General features: G+C 71.4%; 18 protein-coding genes. 1 reads left to right on the forward strand and 17 read right to left on the reverse strand.

Features of this window, described 5'->3' with window-relative positions; genetic code table 11:
* Positions 1–50 precede the first annotated feature (50 nt).
* From BEP24_RS08320 to BEP24_RS08385, 14 genes are all read right to left on the reverse strand, one after another.
* Positions 51–2405, reverse strand: coding sequence for a bifunctional (p)ppGpp synthetase/guanosine-3',5'-bis(diphosphate) 3'-pyrophosphohydrolase (locus BEP24_RS08320; protein ID WP_253181636.1), 2355 nt, complete (start codon positions 2403–2405; stop codon positions 51–53).
* A gap of 57 nt (positions 2406–2462) precedes the next feature.
* Positions 2463–2831: a rhodanese-like domain-containing protein gene (locus BEP24_RS08325; protein ID WP_065962263.1), complete on the reverse strand. Its 369-nt coding sequence runs from the start codon at positions 2829–2831 to the stop codon at positions 2463–2465.
* Complete coding sequence (gene secF, locus BEP24_RS08330; protein ID WP_065962265.1) at positions 2831–3835, reverse strand: protein translocase subunit SecF; 1005 nt, start codon at positions 3833–3835, stop codon at positions 2831–2833. Before secF ends, BEP24_RS08325 begins: the two co-directional genes overlap by 1 nt.
* Positions 3835–5583 (reverse strand): protein translocase subunit SecD, encoded by a 1749-nt coding sequence (gene secD, locus BEP24_RS08335; RefSeq protein WP_065962268.1) that lies wholly within the window; start codon positions 5581–5583, stop codon positions 3835–3837. The genes secF and secD overlap by 1 nt, the downstream gene beginning before the upstream one ends.
* Before the next feature lie 90 nt (positions 5584–5673).
* On the reverse strand, positions 5674–6093 hold the full coding sequence (locus BEP24_RS08340; RefSeq protein WP_065962270.1) for a preprotein translocase subunit YajC: 420 nt from the start codon (positions 6091–6093) through the stop codon (positions 5674–5676).
* 126 nt (positions 6094–6219) lie between these two features.
* Positions 6220–7251, reverse strand: coding sequence for a Holliday junction branch migration DNA helicase RuvB (gene ruvB, locus BEP24_RS08345; protein WP_065962272.1), 1032 nt, complete (start codon positions 7249–7251; stop codon positions 6220–6222).
* Positions 7248–7871 (reverse strand): Holliday junction branch migration protein RuvA, encoded by a 624-nt coding sequence (gene ruvA / locus BEP24_RS08350; protein WP_065962274.1) that lies wholly within the window; start codon positions 7869–7871, stop codon positions 7248–7250. The genes ruvB and ruvA overlap by 4 nt, the downstream gene beginning before the upstream one ends.
* Positions 7872–8021: 150 nt before the next feature.
* Positions 8022–8666, reverse strand: coding sequence for a crossover junction endodeoxyribonuclease RuvC (ruvC, locus tag BEP24_RS08355; RefSeq protein WP_065962278.1), 645 nt, complete (start codon positions 8664–8666; stop codon positions 8022–8024).
* A 4-nt stretch (positions 8667–8670) separates the two neighbouring features.
* Positions 8671–9435: a YebC/PmpR family DNA-binding transcriptional regulator gene (locus BEP24_RS08360; RefSeq protein WP_065962279.1), complete on the reverse strand. Its 765-nt coding sequence runs from the start codon at positions 9433–9435 to the stop codon at positions 8671–8673.
* A gap of 80 nt (positions 9436–9515) precedes the next feature.
* Entirely contained in the window at positions 9516–10109 is a 594-nt protein-coding gene (gene pdxT / locus BEP24_RS08365; protein WP_065962281.1) for a pyridoxal 5'-phosphate synthase glutaminase subunit PdxT, read from the reverse strand.
* The gene (gene pdxS, locus BEP24_RS08370) at positions 10106–11032 is read right to left on the reverse strand and encodes a pyridoxal 5'-phosphate synthase lyase subunit PdxS (protein ID WP_065962284.1); all 927 of its coding nucleotides are present in this window, start codon (positions 11030–11032) and stop codon (positions 10106–10108) included. Before pdxS ends, pdxT begins: the two co-directional genes overlap by 4 nt.
* Before the next feature lie 12 nt (positions 11033–11044).
* On the reverse strand, positions 11045–11740 hold the full coding sequence (locus tag BEP24_RS08375) for an HIT domain-containing protein (RefSeq protein WP_083230224.1): 696 nt from the start codon (positions 11738–11740) through the stop codon (positions 11045–11047).
* Positions 11740–13653: a threonine--tRNA ligase gene (thrS, locus tag BEP24_RS08380; RefSeq protein ID WP_065962302.1), complete on the reverse strand. Its 1914-nt coding sequence runs from the start codon at positions 13651–13653 to the stop codon at positions 11740–11742. The genes BEP24_RS08375 and thrS overlap by 1 nt, the downstream gene beginning before the upstream one ends.
* A gap of 161 nt (positions 13654–13814) precedes the next feature.
* Positions 13815–14357, reverse strand: a complete 543-nt coding sequence (locus BEP24_RS08385) for an adenine phosphoribosyltransferase (RefSeq protein ID WP_065962287.1) — start codon at positions 14355–14357, stop codon at positions 13815–13817.
* A 149-nt stretch (positions 14358–14506) separates the two neighbouring features.
* Between BEP24_RS08385 and BEP24_RS08390 the strand changes: the two genes are divergently transcribed.
* Positions 14507–15664: a glycoside hydrolase family 6 protein gene (locus BEP24_RS08390; RefSeq protein WP_171898762.1), complete on the forward strand. Its 1158-nt coding sequence runs from the start codon at positions 14507–14509 to the stop codon at positions 15662–15664.
* Positions 15665–15847: 183 nt separating this feature from the next.
* Here the strand turns inward: BEP24_RS08390 and BEP24_RS08395 are convergent, their stop codons facing one another.
* From BEP24_RS08395 to ybaK, 3 genes are all read right to left on the reverse strand, one after another.
* Positions 15848–16084 (reverse strand): hypothetical protein, encoded by a 237-nt coding sequence (locus tag BEP24_RS08395; RefSeq protein WP_065962289.1) that lies wholly within the window; start codon positions 16082–16084, stop codon positions 15848–15850.
* Between the two features lie 724 nt (positions 16085–16808).
* The gene (locus tag BEP24_RS08400) at positions 16809–19406 is read right to left on the reverse strand and encodes an ATP-dependent Clp protease ATP-binding subunit (RefSeq protein WP_065962292.1); all 2598 of its coding nucleotides are present in this window, start codon (positions 19404–19406) and stop codon (positions 16809–16811) included.
* Between the two features lie 96 nt (positions 19407–19502).
* On the reverse strand, positions 19503–19988 hold the full coding sequence (gene ybaK / locus BEP24_RS08405; protein WP_065962293.1) for a Cys-tRNA(Pro) deacylase: 486 nt from the start codon (positions 19986–19988) through the stop codon (positions 19503–19505).
* Between the last annotated feature and the right edge of the window lie 35 nt (positions 19989–20023).

Consider the following 20023-nt stretch of genomic DNA (forward strand, 5'->3'; position numbering starts at 1 on the left):
GGCTCGGCCGCACGACGACCCGGAGGCTCAGCCCGCGCTGACCCGGAGGTTCAGCCCGCGCTGACCCGGTACACGTCGTAGACGGCATCGATGCGTCGCACCGCGTTGAGGACCCGGTCGAGGTGCGTCGTGTCGCCCATCTCGAACACGAACCGGCTCAGCGCAAGCCGGTCGGACGAGGTCGAGACCGTGGCCGACAGGATGTTCACGTGGTGGTCGGTCAGGACCCGCGTGACGTCGCTGAGCAGACCGGAACGGTCGAGCGCCTCGATCTGGATCTGCACGAGGAACACCGACTTGGACGACGGGGCCCACTCGACCTCGATCATCCGGTCCGGCTCGTTCATGAGCGACTTCACGTTCGTGCACGACGCCTGGTGCACCGACACGCCCTGGCCGCGGGTGATGAACCCGACGATCTGGTCGCCCGGCACCGGGGTGCAGCACTTCGCGAGCTTGACGAGGATGTCCGGCGCACCGCGGACCAGCACGCCGCTGTCACTGTTGCGCAGCTGCCGGCTCGTGACCTGCCGGGGGAAGGCGAGCTCGGACTCGTCCGTCTCGGTCTCGGTCTGCACGTTGCCGAGCACCTTCTCGATGACCGACTGGGTCGAGACGTGTCCCTCGCCGATCGCCGCGTACAGCGCCGAGACGTCGTCGTAGCGCATCGACGACGCGACCTCGGAGATCGAGTCCTGGCTCATGATCCGCTGCAGCGGGAGGTTCTGCTTGCGCATCGCCCGCGCGATCGCGTCACGACCCTGCTCGATGGCTTCCTCGCGGCGCTCCTTCGTGAACCACTGCTTGATCTTGTTCCGGGCCCGGGGGCTCCGGACGAAGGTCAGCCAGTCCTGGCTCGGCCCGGAGTCGGGGTTCTTCGACGTGAAGATCTCGACGACGTCACCGCTGGAGAGCTGGCTCTCGAGCGGCACCAGGCGGCCGTTGACCTTCGCACCCATCGTGCGGTGCCCGATCTCGGTGTGCACGGCGTAGGCGAAGTCGACCGGGGTGGCACCTGCGGGGAGCCCGATGACCTTGCCCTGGGGCGTGAAGACGTACGTCTCCTTCGCACCGATCTCGTACCGCAGCGAGTCGAGGAACTCCCCCGGGTCGCTCGTCTCGGCCTGCCAGTCGGTGATGTGGGCGAGCCACGCCATGTCCTGGTCGTCGGTGCTCGTCGTGTCGACGTCGCGGCCCTGCGCCCGCTGCTTGTACTTCCAGTGCGCCGCGACACCGAACTCGGCTCGCTGGTGCATCTCGTGCGTGCGGATCTGGATCTCGACCGCGCGCCCCTGCGGCCCGAGGACCGTGGTGTGCAGCGACTGGTACAGGTTGAACTTCGGGGTCGCGATGTAGTCCTTGAAGCGACCGGGCAGCGGGGTCCACCGCGCGTGCACCGAACCGAGCATCGCGTAGCAGTCGCGCACGGTCGGCACGAGGACGCGGATGCCGACCAGGTCGTAGATCTCGTCGAACTCGCGCCCGCGCACGATCATCTTCTGGTAGATCGAGTAGTACTGCTTCGGTCGGCCCATGACGTCGCCGCGGATCTTCGACGACTTGAGGTCCTTCTTGAGCGTGCCGATCACGTTCTGCACGAACTGCTCGCGCTTCGGCTGCCGTTCCTTGACCAGGCTGTCGATCTCGACGTAGAGCTTCGGGTGCAGGACCGCGAACGACAGGTCCTCGAGCTCCAGCTTGATCATCTGGATGCCGAGCCGGTGCGCCAGGGGCGCGTAGATCTCGAGCGTCTCCTTGGCCTTGCGCGTGGCCGAGGCGGACTCGACGAAGCCCCAGGTCCGGGCGTTGTGCAGCCGGTCGGCGAGCTTGATGACGAGGACGCGGATGTCCTTCGACATCGCGATGACCATCTTGCGGACGGTCTCGGCCTGCGCGCTGTCGCCGTACTTGACCTTGTCGAGCTTCGTCACGCCGTCGACGAGCATCGCGATCTCGTCGCCGAAGTCGGCGCGCAGCTGGTCGAGCTGGTAGTCGGTGTCCTCGACCGTGTCGTGGAGGAGTGCCGCCGCGATCGTGATCGTGCCGATGCCGAGGTCCGCGAGGATCTGCGCGACCGCCACCGGGTGGGTGATGTAGGGCTCACCCGACTTGCGCTTCTGCCCGTCGTGGGCGCGCTCGGCGACCGAGTACGCCCGCTCGATGAGCGTGACGTCGGCCTTGGGGTGGTGCGAACGGACCGTACGGATCAGCGTGTCGACCGCGCCCGCGGGCTGCGCACGCGAGAACAGACGCGGCAGGAGGGACCGGAGCGAGCCGATGTTCCCCGTCGTGTTCGGCCCGAGCGGACTCGACGGGCGCGGGGCCGAACCGGGACGACTGGCGTCCTGACCACCGGCTCGTTGCGCAGGACCGCCCTGGGGCGTGGACTCACGGGTGTCCGTCATGAAGCGCCTCCAGCGACCGGTGTCCGGGTACGGTCCAGCAAGACTACGCGCGTCCGGTCAGTGCTCGTGACGCGGTTCGCCGTGGGCGTCGGCGTGCTCCACCTGGCCACCGTGCACGACCGGCTGGCCCGCCTGCTCCCACGCGACCATGCCGCCCGTCAGGTTCACGGCCGGCACACCCGACTGCTCGAGTGCCGCGACGACGCGGGCCGAGCGGGCGCCGGAGTGGCAGACCACGATCGCGGGCTGGTCACCCCCGTCGATCTCCTGCCAGCGCCCGACGAGCTCGGACATCGGCACGAGGGTGGCCTCCGGCGCGTGCACCGCGTCCCACTCCCCCTGCTCGCGGACGTCGAACAGCCGTGCACCGGCGTCGATGCGACGACGCGCCTCGGCGACGTCGACGTCCTGGACCTCGACCGCCATCAGACGGCCTCGGCGGTCGCGTCGACCTCGCGCTGCCGCTTGGCGGCGGCCTGGCGCTTCTTCTCGTCGGCCTGCTTCACCTTGGGCTCGTTCTCGCGCAGGTGCGCGTACATCGGCGACGCGATGAAGATCGTCGAGTAGGTGCCGACGATGATGCCGATGAACAGCGCGAGCGAGATGTCCCGCAGCGTGCCGGCACCGAGCACGTACGACCCGATGAAGAGGATCGCCGCGACGGGCAGCAGCGCCACCACGGAGGTGTTGATGGAGCGCACGAGCGTCTGGTTCACCGCGAGGTTGACCGACTGCGTGAACGTCCGGTGCGACTCCTGCGACGTGTTCTCGCGCACCTTGTCGAAGACCACGACGGTGTCGTAGAGCGAGTACCCGAGGATCGTCAGGAAGCCGATGACGGCGGCCGGGGTGACCTCGAGGCCAACGATGCCGTAGACGCCCGCGGTGATGAGCAGGTCGTGCAGGAGCGCCACCATCGCCGAGAGCGACATCTTCCAGGTGCGGAAGTACAGCGCCATGACGACCGCCGCCAGTGCCAGGAAGATCACGAGACCGCGGACGGCCTGTGCGAGCACGTCGGCACCCCACGTCGCCCCGATGTAGGTGGAGGCGACCTGGTCGTCGGAGACGTCGTACGCCTTCGCCAGGGCGTCCTGGACGTCGCTCGTCTGACGGTCGGTCAGCTGCTCGGTCTGGACGCGGATGCCGTCCTGGCCGACCTGCGAGACGCGCGGGATGCCCTCGGGGACGATCGACTCGACGGTGCGGGTCGCGATCGACTGGTCGAGGTCCTTCGCGTTCGAGATCGTGAACTCCGAACCCCCGGTGAACTCGATGCCGAGCTGGTAGCCGCCGCGGAGCCACGGCACCGCGAGCGAGACGACGATCGCGATGATCGCGACGAGGTACCAGGTCTTGCGCCGGCCGACGATGTCGTACGAGCGCTTGCCCGTGTAGAGGTCGCTGCCGAACTGGCTGAAGCTGGCCATCAGTCGTCCTTCCCGTCCGTGGTCGAGCCGGTGGTGCCCGCGTTCTGCTGCGCCTTGCGCTCGGCGATGGTCTGGCGACGCTGCGCCTCGCCCGCGCTCCGCTGCCGCTTGCCGTCGACGACCGGGGCGCGGAACTGCGCGCGACCGCGGTAGACGGCGCCGAGCGCGGCCGGGTCGAGCCCGCTGAACCGGTGTCCTTCGCCGAAGAACCGGCTGCGGGCGATGAGCTGCATCATCGGGTGGGTGAAGAGCACGACCACGACGACGTCGATCAGGGTCGTCAGCAGCAGGGTGAACGCGAAGCCCTTCACGTCGCTGACCGCCAGGACGTAGAGCACGACCGCGGCGAGGAAGTTGATCGAGTCCGACGCGAGGATCGTGCGGAGGGCGCGCTTCCACCCGGCCTCGACGGCGCTCTCGAGCCCGCGTCCGTCGCGCAGTTCGTCACGGATGCGTTCGAAGTAGACGATGAACGAGTCCGCGGTGATGCCGATGGCCACGATGAGGCCGGCGACGCCCGCGAGCGACAGTCGGTAGTCGACGCGCCACGACATGATCGCGATGACGAGGTAGGTCAGCGCGGCGGCGACGCCGAGCGACAGGACGGTGACGAACGCGAGCGCCCGGTACTGGATGACCGAGTAGATGATCACCAGGATCAGGCCGATGAGGCCGGCGACGAGGCCGCCGATCAGCTGCGCGGTCCCGAGCGTCGCCGAGATGTTCTCGTTCGACTGCACCTGGAAGTTGATCGGCAGCGCGCCGTACTTCAGCTGGTCGGCCAGGGTCTTCGCGGACTCGGCGGTGAAGTTGCCGGTGATCTGCGCCTTGCCGTTGGTGATCGCGGCGTTCGTCGCCGGAGCAGTGATGACCGTCCCGTCGAGGACGATCGCGAACTGGTTCTGCGGGGACTGCAGCTTGACGAGACGGTTCGTGACGCTGCTGAAGTCCTTCGAGCCGTCGCCGTTGAACGTCAGGTTCACGGCCCACTGGCCCGTGGTCGCACCCTGCGAGTCCTGGGCGAGGCCCGAGGTCGCGTTGCTGATGTCCGCGCCGGAGACCTCGACCGGGCCGAGCACGAACTTCGCGGTGCCGTCGGCGTCACAGGTGACGAGCGGCTCGTCGTCGGGCGCGGAGGTGACGTCGCCCGGCGCCTTGCAGTCGTAGTTCGTGTACAGGTCCTGCAGGCGCGGCGTGATCTGGTTCAGGTCGCTCGCGTCGGTCGGCTTCGCGCTCGGCGTCGCGGGCAGCGAGGCCGGCGGGGTGTAGGGCGTCGGCGACGCGGTCGCGGAGTCACCGCCGACGGCGGCGTTCGTCGCGGCCGAGGTGGTGAGCACCGGACGGAAGGTCAGCTTCGCCGCCGCCTCGATCCTGTCGATCGTCGCCTTGTCCGGCTTGCCCGGGATGGACACGACGATGTTGTTCGTGCCCTGCGTGTTGATCTGGGACTCGGAGACACCCGTCGCGTTGATGCGCTGGCGGATGATGTTGACCGCCTGGTTCAGCTGCTGCGAGGTGACCGAGCCGCCCTCGGTGTTCTGCGCCGCGAGGGTGAGCTGCGTGCCGCCCTGCAGGTCGAGCGCCAGTTCCGGCACCCAGCTCGCACCGGCGAACCACTTGCCCGTGTCGTCCTTGGTGTTGGCGGCCAGCACCGACGCCGCGGTGTTGAGGCCTGCGAGGGCCGCCATGATGATCACCAACCAGGTGAGCGAACGCAGCGCCTTCTTGACGGGTGTCGATCGTGCCACCGGTCGTCTCGTCTTTCTGTCAGGACCGACGGCGACGCCGGCGGCAGAGGTGAGGCCACCGGGTCCCGAGGGACCCGGTGGCCCGGGGTGTCAGTCTTCGGTCTTGCGCTTGGTCACATCGGGGTCGACCGGCTCGACCCGCTCGCCGAACTCCGGCTCGACGCGGCGGTCGGTGTCGTCCTTGCCGAGGTCGAGCACCGGGGCAGCGGCCGCGGTGTCGGTGACGACCGGGGTCTCCTCGACGTCGGAGGCGTTGTCGTCCACCACGCGCGAGAGCGTCTGACGGTGGACGGTCACGACGGTGCCCGGGGCGATCTCGACGTCGGCGGTGACCTTCTCGTCGTCGACGGAGAGCAGCGTGCCGTACAGGCCGAAGGACAGCATGACGCGGGCACCCGGCTGCATCTTCGTCTGCAGCTCGGACTGCTGCTTCTTGCGCTTGCGCGAGCTGTAGAACATGAAGGCTGCGAACGCGACGATGATGACGATGAGGAAGATGGATTGGTCCATGGGGGCGTTGCCTTCTCTGGTTGCTCGACTTCGGGCCGTAGCAGTCTAGGGCACGGGTCGGCGGGCGATCCTGCACGGTGCTGTCGCGCGGGGGTCCGCTGGGCGGTACACAACATACCACGCGGTCTAGTCGTCGATGGGGAGTCCCGGTTGCGCAGCGGCACCCGCGCCCAGCGTGAGGCCGAAGTGCCGCCAGGCCTGCGGCGTGGCGATGCGCCCGCGCGGGGTCCTCGTGACCAGGCCGACGCGGACGAGGAACGGCTCGACGACCGACTCGATGGTCTCGGACTCCTCGCCCACCGACACCGCGAGGGTGTTCAGGCCGACCGGGCCGCCGTCGAACCGGGTGAGCATCGTCTCGACCACGGCGCGGTCGAGACGATCCAGGCCGAGTTCGTCGACGTCGTACAGGTCGAGCGCACCCTGCACCGCCGCCATCCCGTCGGACGTGCGGTGCACGAGCGCGAAGTCCCGGACGCGCCGCAGCAGGCGGTTCGCGATGCGCGGCGTCCCGCGGGAGCGGCCCGCGATCTCTCGCAGGGCGGTCCGGTCGATCTGCAGCTCGAGCAGGTGCGCCGCCCGGATGAGGACCTGCTCGAGTTCGCCCTTCTCGTAGAACTCGAGGTGGGCGGTGAACCCGAAGCGGTCGCGCAGCGGGTTCGGCAGCAGGCCCGCCCGCGTCGTGGCGCCGACGAGGGTGAACGGGGCGAGGTCGAGCGGGATGCTCGTCGCGCCGGCACCCTTGCCCACCATGACGTCGATGCGGAAGTCCTCCATCGCGAGGTAGAGCATCTCCTCCGCCGATCGCGCCATGCGGTGGATCTCGTCGATGAACAGGACCTCGCCGGGGACCAGGGACGACAGCACCGCGGCGAGGTCGCCGGCGTGCTGGATCGCCGGGCCGCTCGACATGCGCAGCGGGCGACCGGACTCGTGGGCGACGATCATCGCGAGCGTCGTCTTGCCGAGGCCGGGCGGACCGGCCATCAGGATGTGGTCGGGCGTGCGCTCCTGCATCGCTGCGGCCTTGAGCAGCAGGTCGAGCTGCCCGCGGACCTTGCGCTGCCCGACGAACTCGTCGAGGGACTTCGGGCGGAGCGCGCCCTCGAAGGCGAGTTCCTCCTGGGACTCGGCACCGGCGGACGTGATGCCGCTCACCGGCCCGCACCCGTCGGGCGGAGGGTGCCGAGCGCGGCACGGAGGAGCGACTGCGTGCCCATGGCTGCGGCGCCGGGGTCGTTTGCGACGACCGCGTCGACGGCGGACTGCGCGGCGTCCTCGCGCCAGCCGAGGCCGATGAGCGCCGACACGACGTCGAGCGCGGCCGGGTGCGCACCGGCGGCACCCGCGACGGGCGCACCGGCGGGGGCTTGCTCGAACGCGACGAGCTTGCCGGCCAGGGCGACCGTGATGAGCTTCGCGGTCTTCGGACCGATGCCGGACACCTTGCGGAAGGCCGCGTCGTCCTCGTTCGCGACGGCGTTCGCGACCTGGGACGGGTCGAGGTGCGCCAGGACGCCGATCGCCGACTTCGGTCCGACGCCGGACACGCTCCGGAGCAGGTCGAACACCTGGAGCGCATCGGTCGACTCGAACCCGAAGAGCAGGTGCTCGTCCTCGCGCACGATCATCGCGGTGCGCAGGAACACCTCGGAACCCTGGCGCATGGTCAGGGCGTGGGCCGGGGTGACGGTGACGGCGTAGCCCACTCCCCCGGCCTCGACCACCACGGCCGATCCGGCGACGTCGATGCAGGTGCCCCGGAGACTCGCGATCATGCCCACGAGCCTAGGGCCGCCCACCGACGGCACCGGACCGCCGCGCGGCGACGGGCACGCCTGCCCGGCTGCGGTCGACCCGGCCAGCAGCGCGCCGACGGAGGCGCTCGGACGGGCAGCGGTGGACCAGGCCGGCCACGACGCGTCGGATCAGGCCTGGCGGGCGGCCGCGCGACGCGCGGCGGCTGCCCCGTTCGGGCGCGCGGCGGCCGCCGCGGCACGCGCGAGCGGCGAGTCCGCGGTCCCGCCGTTCTGCGCCTCGCGCCACGCGCGTTGCGCCGGGGTGAGCGTCGCCGGACCGGGGCCGACCCGGTCGGGCGATCCGAGCCTCCAGGCATGGCACACGGCCAGGGCGAGCGCGTCCGCGGCGTCGGCGGGCTTCGGGGCCTCGTCGAGACCGAGCACCCGCGCGATCATCGTCTGGACCTGCCGCTTGTCGGCGTTGCCGTACCCCGTGACCGCGGCCTTCACCTCGGACGGGGTGTGCAGCCCGACGGGCAGCCCGCGCGCCGCGGCGGCGTGCAGGGCGAGCCCGGCGGCCTGCGCCGTCCCCATCACGGTCCGGACGTTCGCCTGCGCGAACACCCGCTCGACCGCGACGGCGTCCGGACGGTGCTCGTCGATCTCGGCGGCGATGCCGTCGGCGATGCGGAGCAGGCGCTGCTCGAGCGCCATGTCAGCCGGCGTGCGCACGACCGTGACGTGCACGAGCCGGGCGCGCCGGTTCGGTGCGACCTCGACCACGCCGACGCCGCACCGGGTCAGCCCGGGGTCGACCCCGAGCACCCGGAGCATCTGCCTAGTCCTCGTCCTCGTCGAGCTCGGCCTGGACGTCCGCGGGGATGTCGAAGTTCGCGTAGACGTTCTGCACGTCGTCGCTGTCCTCGAGCGCGTCGATCAGCTTGAAGACCTTGCGCGCGGTGTCGGCGTCGATCGGGACCTTGAGCCCCGGCACGAACTCGGCGTCGGCCGAGTCGTAGTCGATGCCGGCCTCCTGCAGCGCGGTGCGGGCCGCCACGAGGTCGGACGCCTCGGTGATGACCTCGAAGCCGCCGCCCTGGTCGATGACGTCCTCGACACCCGCGTCGAGCACGGCCGTCATGACGGTGTCCTCGTCGAGGCCGTCGACCTTCGACACCGAGATGACGCCCTTGCGGGAGAAGTTGTACGCGACGCTGCCCGGGTCGGCCATGGTGCCGCCGTTGCGCGACATCGCCGTGCGGACCTCGGCCGCGGCACGGTTCTTGTTGTCCGTGAGGCACTCGACGAGCATCGCGACGCCGTTCGGGCCGTAGCCCTCGTACATGATCGTCGTGTACTCGATCGACTCACCGGTCAGGCCGGCGCCACGCTTGATGGCGCGGTCGATGTTGTCGTTCGGCACCGAGGTCTTCTTGGCCTTCTGGACCGCGTCGACCAGGGTCGGGTTGCCCGACAGGTCGGCACCGCCCATCTTGGCCGCGACCTCGATGTTCTTGATGAGCTTGGCGAACGACTTGGCACGACGGCTGTCGATGACGGCCTTCTTGTGCTTGGTCGTTGCCCACTTGGAATGCCCGGACACGGTGCTCCTTGCGTCTAGCGGAAGATCCGCACCAGTCTACCGGCTGGGAGGCGCGGATCGCCGCCGCCCCGCGGGTCGCGTCAGGCCGACGCGACCATCGCCAGCAAGCGGCGGTGGAAGCGGTCCTCGCCCGCGACCTCCGGGTGGAACGCGCTCGCGAGCACGTTGCCCTGCTGCACGGCGACGACCTGCCCGTCGGCGAGGGCACCGAGGACCTCGACGCCCGCGCCGTGCTGCTCCACCACGGGGGCCCGGATGAAGACCGCGTGCACCGGGGCCTCACCGAGCGCCGGCATCGGGATGTCGGTCTCGAAGGAGTCGTTCTGGCTGCCGAACGCGTTCCGCCGCACGGTGGTGTCGAGCACGTCGAGCGTCTGCTGCCCGGGGATGCCCGCGGCGATCCGCGACGAGAGCATGATCATGCCCGCGCACGTGCCGTACGTCGGCAGCCCGCCGCGGATCGCGGCCGACAGGGGCTCGGCCACGCCGAACGCCCGCGAGAGCTTGTCCATCACGCTCGACTCGCCGCCGGGGATCACGACACCGTCGAGGGTGTCGATTTCTTCCGGGCGGCGGAGCGGCACGACGTCCGCGCCGAGTTCGGTCAGCGAGGCGATGTGCTCGCGGAAGTCACCCTGCAGCGCCAGGACCCCGATGCGGGGTCGGGCGCTCACCAGCCGCGCTCGGCGAGACGGTGCGGGGCGGGGACGTCGGCGACGTTGATGCCGACCATCGCCTCGCCGAGCCCGCGGGACACCTCGGCGATGACCTTGGGGTCGTCGTGGAAGGTCACGGCCTTGACGATCGCGGCGGCCCGCGCGGCCGGGTCGCCCGACTTGAAGATGCCGGAGCCCACGAACACGCCGTCGGCGCCGAGCTGCATCATCATCGCGGCGTCGGCCGGGGTGGCCACGCCACCGGCGGTGAAGAGCACGACCGGGAGCTTGCCGGTCTGGGCGACCTCCTTGACGACGTCGAACGGCGCCTGGAGCTCCTTGGCGGCGACGTAGAGCTCGTCCTCCTTGAGGTACCGCAGCGCCGCGATCTCCTTCGAGATGGTGCGGATGTGCTTGGTCGCCTCGGAGACGTCACCGGTGCCGGCCTCGCCCTTGGAGCGGATCATCGCGGCGCCCTCGGTGATGCGACGGAGCGCCTCGCCCAGGTTGGTGGCACCGCAGACGAAGGGGGTGGTGAAGTTCCACTTGTCGATGTGGTTGACGTAGTCGGCCGGCGACAGCACCTCGGACTCGTCGATGTAGTCGACGCCGAGCTCCTGCAGCACCTGCGCCTCGACGAAGTGGCCGATGCGGGCCTTCGCCATGACCGGGATCGACACCGCGGCGATGATCTCCTCGATCATCGACGGGTCGGACATGCGGGCGACGCCGCCCTGCGCGCGGATGTCGGCGGGCACGCGCTCGAGGGCCATGACGGCGGTCGCGCCGGCCTCTTCCGCGATGCGCGCCTGCTCGGCGTCGATGACGTCCATGATGACGCCGCCCTTGAGCATCTCGGCGAGGCCGCGCTTGACGCGGTCGGAGCCGGTGATCGAGGTGCCGTTGCCGTTGGTGCCCGAGGTGCTGGTGCTGTCGCTCATGATGCCGACAGTCTAGTCCGCAGCGGGCCAGCCCTCCGCGACGAGACGGCGGGTGTCCCCCAACAGCTGGGACATCGACTTCGTGCGCGCGATGATCGGGAAGAAGTTCGCGTCCGAGGCCCACCGCGGCACGACGTGCTGGTGCAGGTGCGCGGCCACACCGGCGCCGGCGACCTCGCCCTGGTTCATGCCGATGTTGAAGCCGTCGCAGTGCGAGACCTCGCGGAGGACGCGCATCGCGGTCTGGGTCAGCTCGCCCATCTCGCGGAGCTCGTCGGGGGTCGCCTCGTCGTAGAGCGGGACGTGGCGGTAGGGGCAGACCAGCAGGTGGCCGTTGTTGTACGGGAAGAGGTTGAGCAGCACGTACGCGTGCTCGCCGCGGGCGACGATCAGGCCGTCCTCGTCGGACTTCCCCGGTGCCTCGCAGAACGGGCAGTCGTCCTCGTGCCCGCGCCCCTTGCCCTCGCGACCGGCGTCGATGTACGCCATCCGGTGCGGGTTCCAGAGGCGCTGGAAGGCGTCCGGCACCGCGGCGCCGGTGGCGGCGTCACGGATGACCAGCGGGTCGTCCGCGGACCCGGTGCCGGCGGCCCCGGGGCGGACCGCGTCCGTCGCGCCGGGCGCAGCCGCGGCCCCGGCGCCGGCCGCGTCGACGACGTGACCGGTCCCGGGGACCTCGGGCGAGCCTCCCGGCTGCTCGGCGACCATCAGACCTGCGCGCGGTCGCGGATCGCGGTGGTGATGCGCTCGACCGCCTCGTCGACGGGCACGCCGTTGTCCTGGCGGCCGTCGCGGAACCGGAACGAGACCGCCCCGGCGTCGCGGTCGTCGCCACCGGCGATGAGCTGGAACGGCACCTTCGCCTTGGTGTGCGTGCGGATCTTCTTCTGCATGCGGTCGTCCGAGTGGTCGACCTCGGCACGGACCCCGTGCGCGCGGAGCTTCGCGACGACCTCGTCGAGGTAGTCGCCGTACTCGGCGGCGACCGGGATCGCGACGACCTGGACCGGCGACAGCCAGGCCGGGAAGGCGCCCGCGTAGTGCTCGGTCAGGACGCCGAAGAACCGCTCGATCGAGCCGAACAGGGCGCGGTGGATCATCACCGGGCGCTTCCGGGAGCCGTCCGGCGCCGTGTACTCGAGCTCGAAGCGCTCGGGCAGGTTGAAGTCGAGCTGCACGGTGGACATCTGCCAGGTGCGGCCGATGGCGTCGCGCGCCTGGACGGAGATCTTCGGGCCGTAGAACGCGGCACCCGCGGGGTCCGGGACGAGCTCGAGCCCGGACTCCTCGGCGACCTCGCGCAGGGTGTTCGTCGCGATGTCCCAGACGTCGTCGTCGCCGACGTACTTCTCGGGGTCCTTCGTGGACAGCTCGAGGTAGAAGTCGTCGAGGCCGTAGTCGCGGAGCAGCGAGAGCACGAACTCGAGGGTCGTGGTCAGCTCCTCCTTCATCTTCTCCTGGGTGGTGAAGATGTGGGCGTCGTCCTGGGTCATGCCGCGGACGCGCGTCAGGCCGTGGATGACGCCGGACTTCTCGTTGCGGTACACGGTGCCGAACTCGAACATCCGCAGCGGCAGGTCCCGGTACGACCGGGCCTGCGAGCGGTACGCCAGGATGTGCATCGGGCAGTTCATCGGCTTGAGGTAGTAGTCCGCGCCCTGCCGGGTGACGTTGCCGTCCTCGTCGCGCGCCTCGTCCATGTGCATGGCCGGGAACATGCCGTCCTTGTACCAGCCGAGGTGCCCGGACTGCTCGAACAGGTCGCCCTTGGTGATGTGCGGCGTGTAGACGAAGGAGTAGCCCTCCTGCTCGTGCCGACGGCGCGAGTAGTCCTCCATCTCGCGGCGGATGATGCCGCCCTTCGGGTGGAAGATCGCCAGCCCGGAGCCGATCTCGTCGGGGAACGAGAACAGGTCGAGCTCGGCGCCGAGCTTGCGGTGGTCGCGCTTGGCGGCCTCCTCGAGGCGCACGAGGTACGCCTTGAGCTGGTCCTTGTCCGGCCAGGCGGTGCCGTAGACGCGCTGCAGCTGCGGGTTCTTCTCGGAGCCGCGCCAGTACGCCGCGGCGACGCGCATGAGCTTCGAGGCGTTGCCGATCCAGCGGGTGTGCGGGACGTGCGGCCCGCGGCAGAGGTCCTGCCAGACGACCTCGCCGGTCTTCGGGTCGACGTTCTCGTACACGGTCAGCTCGCCGGCGCCGACCTCGACGCTCTCGCCCGAGTCACCCTCGGCAGCGGCGCCCTTGAGCCCGATGAGCTCCTGCTTGTACGGCTCCCCCGTCATGAGCTCGCGGGCCTCGTCGTCCGTGACGACCTTGCGCCGGAAGCGCTGAGCCTGCTTGACGATGCGGTCCATGCCCTTCTCGATCGCCTTGAGGTCGTCCGGGGTGAACGGCTCGGCGACGTCGAAGTCGTAGTAGTAGCCGTCGGTGACGGGCGGGCCGATGCCGAGCTTCGCGTCGGGGTTGATCTGCTGCACGGCCTGCGCGAGCACGTGCGCGGCCGAGTGACGGAGGATGTCGAGGCCGTCCTGCTCGTCGAGCGTCACCGGCTCGGCGGTCTCGCCCGCCTGCACGTCGGCGGCGAGGTCCTTGAGCACGCCGTCGACGCGGATCGCCACCACGCCGCGGACGCCGTCGAAGAGCTCGGTGCCCGTCGTGGTCGTCGTCGCGGTGCGGGGCTCGGGTGCCTGGGGAAGGTCTGCGGGCGCGGGTGCGACTGACTCGGTCACGATCGTGGTGCTCCTCGGTTGGATCAGGGGTGGGTCAAGACTAGTGCGCGGCCTCAGGCGGGGACGCGTCCGAGCGTGGTCACGGGCAGGCGCGGCTCCAGGCGCTCCCGACCCGCCAGCCCGTCGAGCTCGAGCAGCGACGCGAACCCGATCGCCTCGTACCCGGCGCGCTCGAGCAGCGTGATCGTCGCCGCACCGGTCCCACCCGTGGCGAGGACGTCGTCGACGACGAGCACCCGGGTGCCCTGGGGTAGCTGCCCGGGGCGGAGCTCGAGTTCGGCCTCGCCGTACTCGAGCGCGTACTGCTCACTGAGCACCTCGCCGGGGAGCTTGCCGGCCTTGCGGACGGTCAGGACGCCGACCTGGTGCTGCGCGGCGATCCCGCCGGCCAGGGCGAACCCGCGTGCCTCGATGCCCGCGACGGCCGAGAACCCGGCGCCGATCGCGAACGGGGCGGCGAGGGCCTCGCAGACGCGGCCGAAGGCGACCGGGTCGGAGAACACCGGCGTCACGTCGCGGAACAGGATCCCCGGCTTCGGGAAGTCCGGGACGATCGCGGTGAGTCGTTCGACGAGGGCAGCAGCGGTTTCGGTCACCGCACAACGGTAGTCGACCGTGCCCGCACCACGCCGCCGCGGAGCCGTCAACCCCCTCCTTCTGGTGCTCGACCCGGCACGGGAGCAGGAGTTCCCATGGTCGGCACCGGGACCGCGTGCGCAGGGCACACGCCCGGTCGGGAGGAACCGTGCACCACCACAGGACCACCATCCCGGGCAGGGCCGGCTCCCACGGGACGACGACCAGGACGACGACCCCGGGCAGGGCCGGGCGCCGGGCAGCCGTCGTCACCGCCGCGGCCCTCCTGACCGGGGCGGTCGTGCTCACCGGCGCACCGGCGATCGCCGCACCGAGCGGGAGCACCGCCGCGCGCACGTCCGCCGCGGTCCCCCGCGGGTCGACCAGCACCACCGCGAGCACGACCGCCGTCGCCCGACCCCCGGTCACGCCGCGCACACTCCGCACCGCTCCCCCCGTCGAGGTCTTCGCGGGCGGCCCGACGCTGCAACCCGACGCGCAGGCCGGGGTCGCCGCCACCCGGCTCGCCGCCGAGGGCCGCACGACCGAGGCCGCCGCCGCCCGCACGATCGCCGCGCAGCCGGTCGCGACCTGGCTCGGCGACTGGCTCCGGGGCGACCTGCTCGACCGCGTCGTCGCGCGCAACCTCGCCGCCGCCGAGGCGTCCGGCACCACCCCCGTCTTCGTCACCTACGCGGTGCCGAACCGCGACTGCGGCGGGTTCTCGGCCGGCGGCCTGACCGCCGCCGACTACACCGCGTGGAACGGGCGCATCGCCGGGATGCTCCGCGGGCACCGGGCGGTGGTGCTCGTCGAGCCGGACTCGCTCTCGCACCTGCCGACCTGCCGCTCGGAGGACGCCACGCGCCCGGCACTCCTCGCGGCCGCGGTCGACGCGTTCGCCGCGGCCGGGGTGCCCGCCTACCTCGACGGCGGCAACGAGAACTGGAACAAGCCCGCCGTGCAGGCCGACCTGCTGCAGCGCGCCGGCATCGACCGCGCGCGCGGGTTCTTCACGAACGTGTCGAACTTCTACGCCCTCGAGGGCGAGCAGGCCTACGCCGAGCGCCTCAGCGCGCTGACCGGTGGCTCCCGCTACGTCGTCGACGTGTCGCGGAACGGCCGGGGCTGGCTCGGCACGTGGTGCAACCCGCCCGGCGCCGGGCTCGGGCAGACCCCGCGCGTGGCGAACGGGACGACCGGGCTCGACGCCCTGCTGTGGGTCAAGACCCCGGGCCTGAGCGACGGCACCTGCAACGGCGGCCCGGCGGCGGGCACCTGGTACGCGTCGTACGCGGTCGCGCTGGTCGCGAACCGAGCGGGCTGACGCCGGCCGGGAGGCGCGCCCCACCTCCCTGCGCCCCCACCGCTCGCCGCGTGGGCGGCGCACCGGCGCGGGCTCGCCGGGCACGCGAGCGCCGCTCGGCACCCCGCTCGCGCGGGTCGGGTGCTCCCCGTTGTGCAGATGGTCCGGCAGCGGAGCGCCCCCGGCGTCGGGCGACCGGGCCGGTCAGCGCCACATGCGCATCGCGGCGCCGCGGACGAGCAGGTCGAGCTCGCGCTCGCGCCGCTCGCGCTCCAGGCGCTGCCGGGTCGCGTGGTCGACGGACGGCCGCACGCGGTGGGTCCGACGACTCCAGATGATGAGGGACATGCCGACGCGCAGGGCGATGCGGTCGGCCAGGGACACGCGCCGCACGGCTGCAGCGGTGTCGGGCGGACGGGTGGACGTGGTCTTCGACGACACGGTGGTTCCCCTTCAGGGAGTGGTGCCCGAGAACGGGCGGTACGGAGGGTGCGGCGGAGCGCCGGCGCGGACGCCCGGCGGTCGGGCATCACGAGGACCCGGTCGACCGGCGCCACGGAAGAACCCGTCGGGAGGACAGTCCGACAAGCCCGGAGAACGGGCACGACACCACGTCCGGGAATGCGGACGGGAATGTCGGAACAATGCACGGACGGTGCATTCCGCAACGGTTCCGGATCGGAACGGGAGCGGTGTGGTGGAATGCCGCTGGACGAGCGCCGCACCGGCACGGGTACCCCCGCCGGGCGCAGCCGACACCGTCGCGACCACGCCGACACGGTCGGCGGTCACGGGTGCGGATGGGCAGGGCCCGGCGACGCCTGGCAGGTCACCCCCGGAGGGCGGACCTCAGTGCAGACGTGCCGGAACGGCAGGTGTCGAGCGGTGCGGGACGCTCGCGGTCAGCGGACCCGGAGCGGGGTCCAGCTGGCTCCACGGAATCCACGGAACGGAGTCATCGCGGTGATCATCATGGTCAGCCCCCCTCTCGGTCTCGTGCTGACGCGGTGTGCTCGTGAACACTATCCACACCGGGAATGCATGCGCAACCCTTTCCTCGAAGAATCTCGGAATGCATTCCTGCGCACACGGGACGACCCCGGTACCGAGGTGGTACCGGGGTCGTTGCGATCGTGCACGGACCGGGGTCCGGGCGCGCCGTCACCTACCGCGTGGCGTGCTCCGCGACCCGCGCCGTGAGCGCGCCGTCCTCGACGTCGACCAGGACGGTGTCGCCCTCCGCGACGGCGCCGTCGACCACCAGGGTCGCGATGCGGTCGTCGACCTCGCGCTGCACGAGGCGGCGGAGCGGTCGGGCACCGTACTCGGGCTCGTACCCGTGCTCGGCGAGCCAGTCGGCGGCCGCGTCGGTGACCGTCATCGTCATGCCCTGTGCGAGCAGGCGGAGGCCGGTCTCGTGCAGCAGCAGCGACACGATCGAGCGGAGCTGTCCGGGCTCGAGCTTGCGGAAGAGCACGACGTCGTCGATGCGGTTGATGAACTCCGGCCGCATCGCCTCGCGCAGCTTGCCCATCACCCGGGCGCGGAGGTCCTCCTCGGCGTACCCGTCGGCACCGGCCGCCGAGAACCCGAGCGCGCCGGACCGCGACGCGAGGAACTCCGACCCGATGTTCGACGTCATCACGACGACGGTGTTCCGGAAGTCCACCGTGCGGCCCTGCCCGTCGGTGAGCCGCCCGTCGTCGAGCACCTGCAGGAGCAGGTTGAAGACGTCCGGGTGGGCCTTCTCGACCTCGTCGAGCAGGATCACCGAGTACGGGTTCCGCCGGACGCGCTCGGTCAGCTGGCCGGCCTCGTCGTACCCGACGTACCCGGGAGGGGCACCGACGAGCCGCGACACCGTGTGGCGCTCGCCGTACTCGCTCATGTCGAAGCGGAGCATCGCCGACTCGTCGCCGAACAGCGACGCGGCCAGGGCCTTCGCGAGCTCGGTCTTGCCGACACCGGTCGGGCCGAGGAACAGGAAGCTCCCGACCGGACGGCGCGGGTCGCCCATGCCGGTCCGGCTGCGCCGGACCGCGGTGGCGACGGCGCTCACGGCGTCGTCCTGGCCGACCACCCGCTCGTGCAGGTCGTCCTCGAGCGCGGCGAGCCGGGACCGGTCGCCCTGTGTCAGGCGCGTCGCCGGGATGCCGGTGGCGCGGGACACCACCTCGGCGACGTCGGCCTCCGTGATCGTGCGGTCACCGGCTGCCGGACGGGAGGCGCGGCTGACGTCACCCTGTGAGGCGGCGGTGATCCGCGCCTCCAGTCCGTCCACCTCGTCGCGCAGGCGCGACGCGTCCTCGTAGCGTTCCTCGGCGACCGCGGCGTCCTTGGCCGCCGTGAGCGCGGCGACCTGCTCGCGCAGGGCCGCGACGTCGTCGTCGCCCGACAGGGCGAGCCGACGGCGTGCGCCCGCCTGGTCGACGAGGTCGATGGCCTTGTCGGGCAGGTGCCGGTCGGTGACGTAGCGGTGCGACAGCTCGACCGCGGCGCGCAGGGCGTCCGGGGTGTACTCGACGTCGTGGTGCTCGGCGTAGCGCGGGGCGAGGCCGGTGAGGATCGCGACGGCGTCCTCGACGCTCGGCTCGCCGACGGTCACGGGCTGGAAGCGCCGTTCGAGGGCTGCGTCCTTCTCGATGCGGCGGTACTCGGCGAGGGTCGTCGCACCGACGAGGTGCAGGTCGCCACGGGCCAGGCGGGGCTTGAGGATGTTGCCGGCGTCCATCGAGCCGCCCTCGCCGCCACCGCCCGCGCCGACCACGGTGTGCAGTTCGTCGACGAACAGGACGAGCTCGTCGGCGTGCGCCGCGACCTCGTCCATGGCCGTCGTGAGGCGCTCCTCGAAGTCGCCGCGGTAGCGGGTGCCGGAGAGCATGGCGGCGAGGTCGAGGGCGACCACGCGCTTGCCGCGCAGCAGGCCGGGGACGTCGCCGTCGGCGATGCGCTGCGCGAGGCCCTCGACGATCGCGGTCTTGCCGACGCCGGGCTCCCCGATCAGCACGGGGTTGTTCTTGGTGCGACGGAGCAGGACCTCGACGGTCTGCTCGATCTCGGCGGCGCGGCCGATCACCGGGTCGATGCGGCCCTGCCGCGCGCGCTCGGTCAGGTCGGTCCCGAACCGGTCGAGCGTCGGGGTGTCGGACTGCTGCTGGTCGGTCTGCTGGTCGGACTCGGTGGTGCCGGGCATCGGGCGCCCCTCTCGTGCGGCCTCGGCCGCCTGCTGTGCGTACGACTGCAGGACCTGCGGCGTGACCCCGGCGCTCGCGAGGAGCTGACCCGTCACGGTGTCCTGGTCGGTGACGAGCGCGAAGAAGACGTGCTCGGGGTCGGTGTAGGTGCTGCCGAAGCCACGCGCGGCCTGGGTGGCCTCGAGCAGGATCCGCTGCGCGGTCGCGGTCAGCCCCGGACGCCCGGGAGCCGCGTCCAGGGACTCGCGGGCCATCGGCAGGCGCTGCTCGACCTCGGCGGCGAAGCGCTCCGGGTCGACGCCGGCGTGCTGCAGGACGGCGCCGAAGGGGTCGGTCCGGACGAGCACGTGCAGGACGTGGAGTGCGTCCACCTCGTGCTGGCCCTGGGCGACGGCGTACTCCGCGGCCTGCTGGAGCAGACCGTGGGTGCGGCGGCTGAGCAGCCGCGTGATGTCGACCGGTCGACCGAGCGGTACCGACCGCTGGCCGCCGGGCTGCTGTGCCGCGAGCAGGCGTGCGAGGAACGCGTCGAACGCGTCGCCGCCGGTCGGGCCGAACGTCTCTGGCAACGGGACCTCCTGGGGAACGTGAGTGCCTTCGACTCAGTGCAACGCAGGAGGGGTCGGCTCATTCCCGGCAGCGGGAAGAACTTGCGCCGGGGTGACTCAAGTCCGGGCGATCCGGGCCGTCCGGGCGTCCGTGGCCCGGACGAGGTCGGCCGGGGTGAGCTCGATGTCGAACCCGCGACGGCCGCCCGAGACGAAGATGCTCGGGTAGTCCGCGGCCGACGCGTCGACGACCGTCCGCAGGGGCGTCTTCTGCCCGACGGGGCTGATCCCGCCGACGACGTACCCGGTGCGCTTCTCGGCGAGGGCGGGCAGCGCGAGGGACGCCTTCTTGCCGCCGAGCACGGCCGCGACGGCCTTGAGGTCGAGACGGTTCGCGACCGGGACCACGGCGACGGCGAGCTGCCCGTCGACCGAGACGACGAGGGTCTTGAAGACCTGCTCCTCGCGGAGGCCGAGCGCGGCGGCGGCCTCCTCGCCGAAGTTCGTCGCCGTCTCGTGGTGTTCGTACACGTGCGGCGTGAACGGGATCCCTGCCCGTTCGAGGGCGAGGGTCGCTGGGGTGCTCGGCGATCCTGCGGTCATGGTGGGTTCAGGCTAGCGCCCCGCGTGGCTCGGTC

Source organism: Curtobacterium sp. UCD-KPL2560, assembly GCF_001705035.1.
GTDB lineage: Bacteria > Actinomycetota > Actinomycetes > Actinomycetales > Microbacteriaceae > Curtobacterium.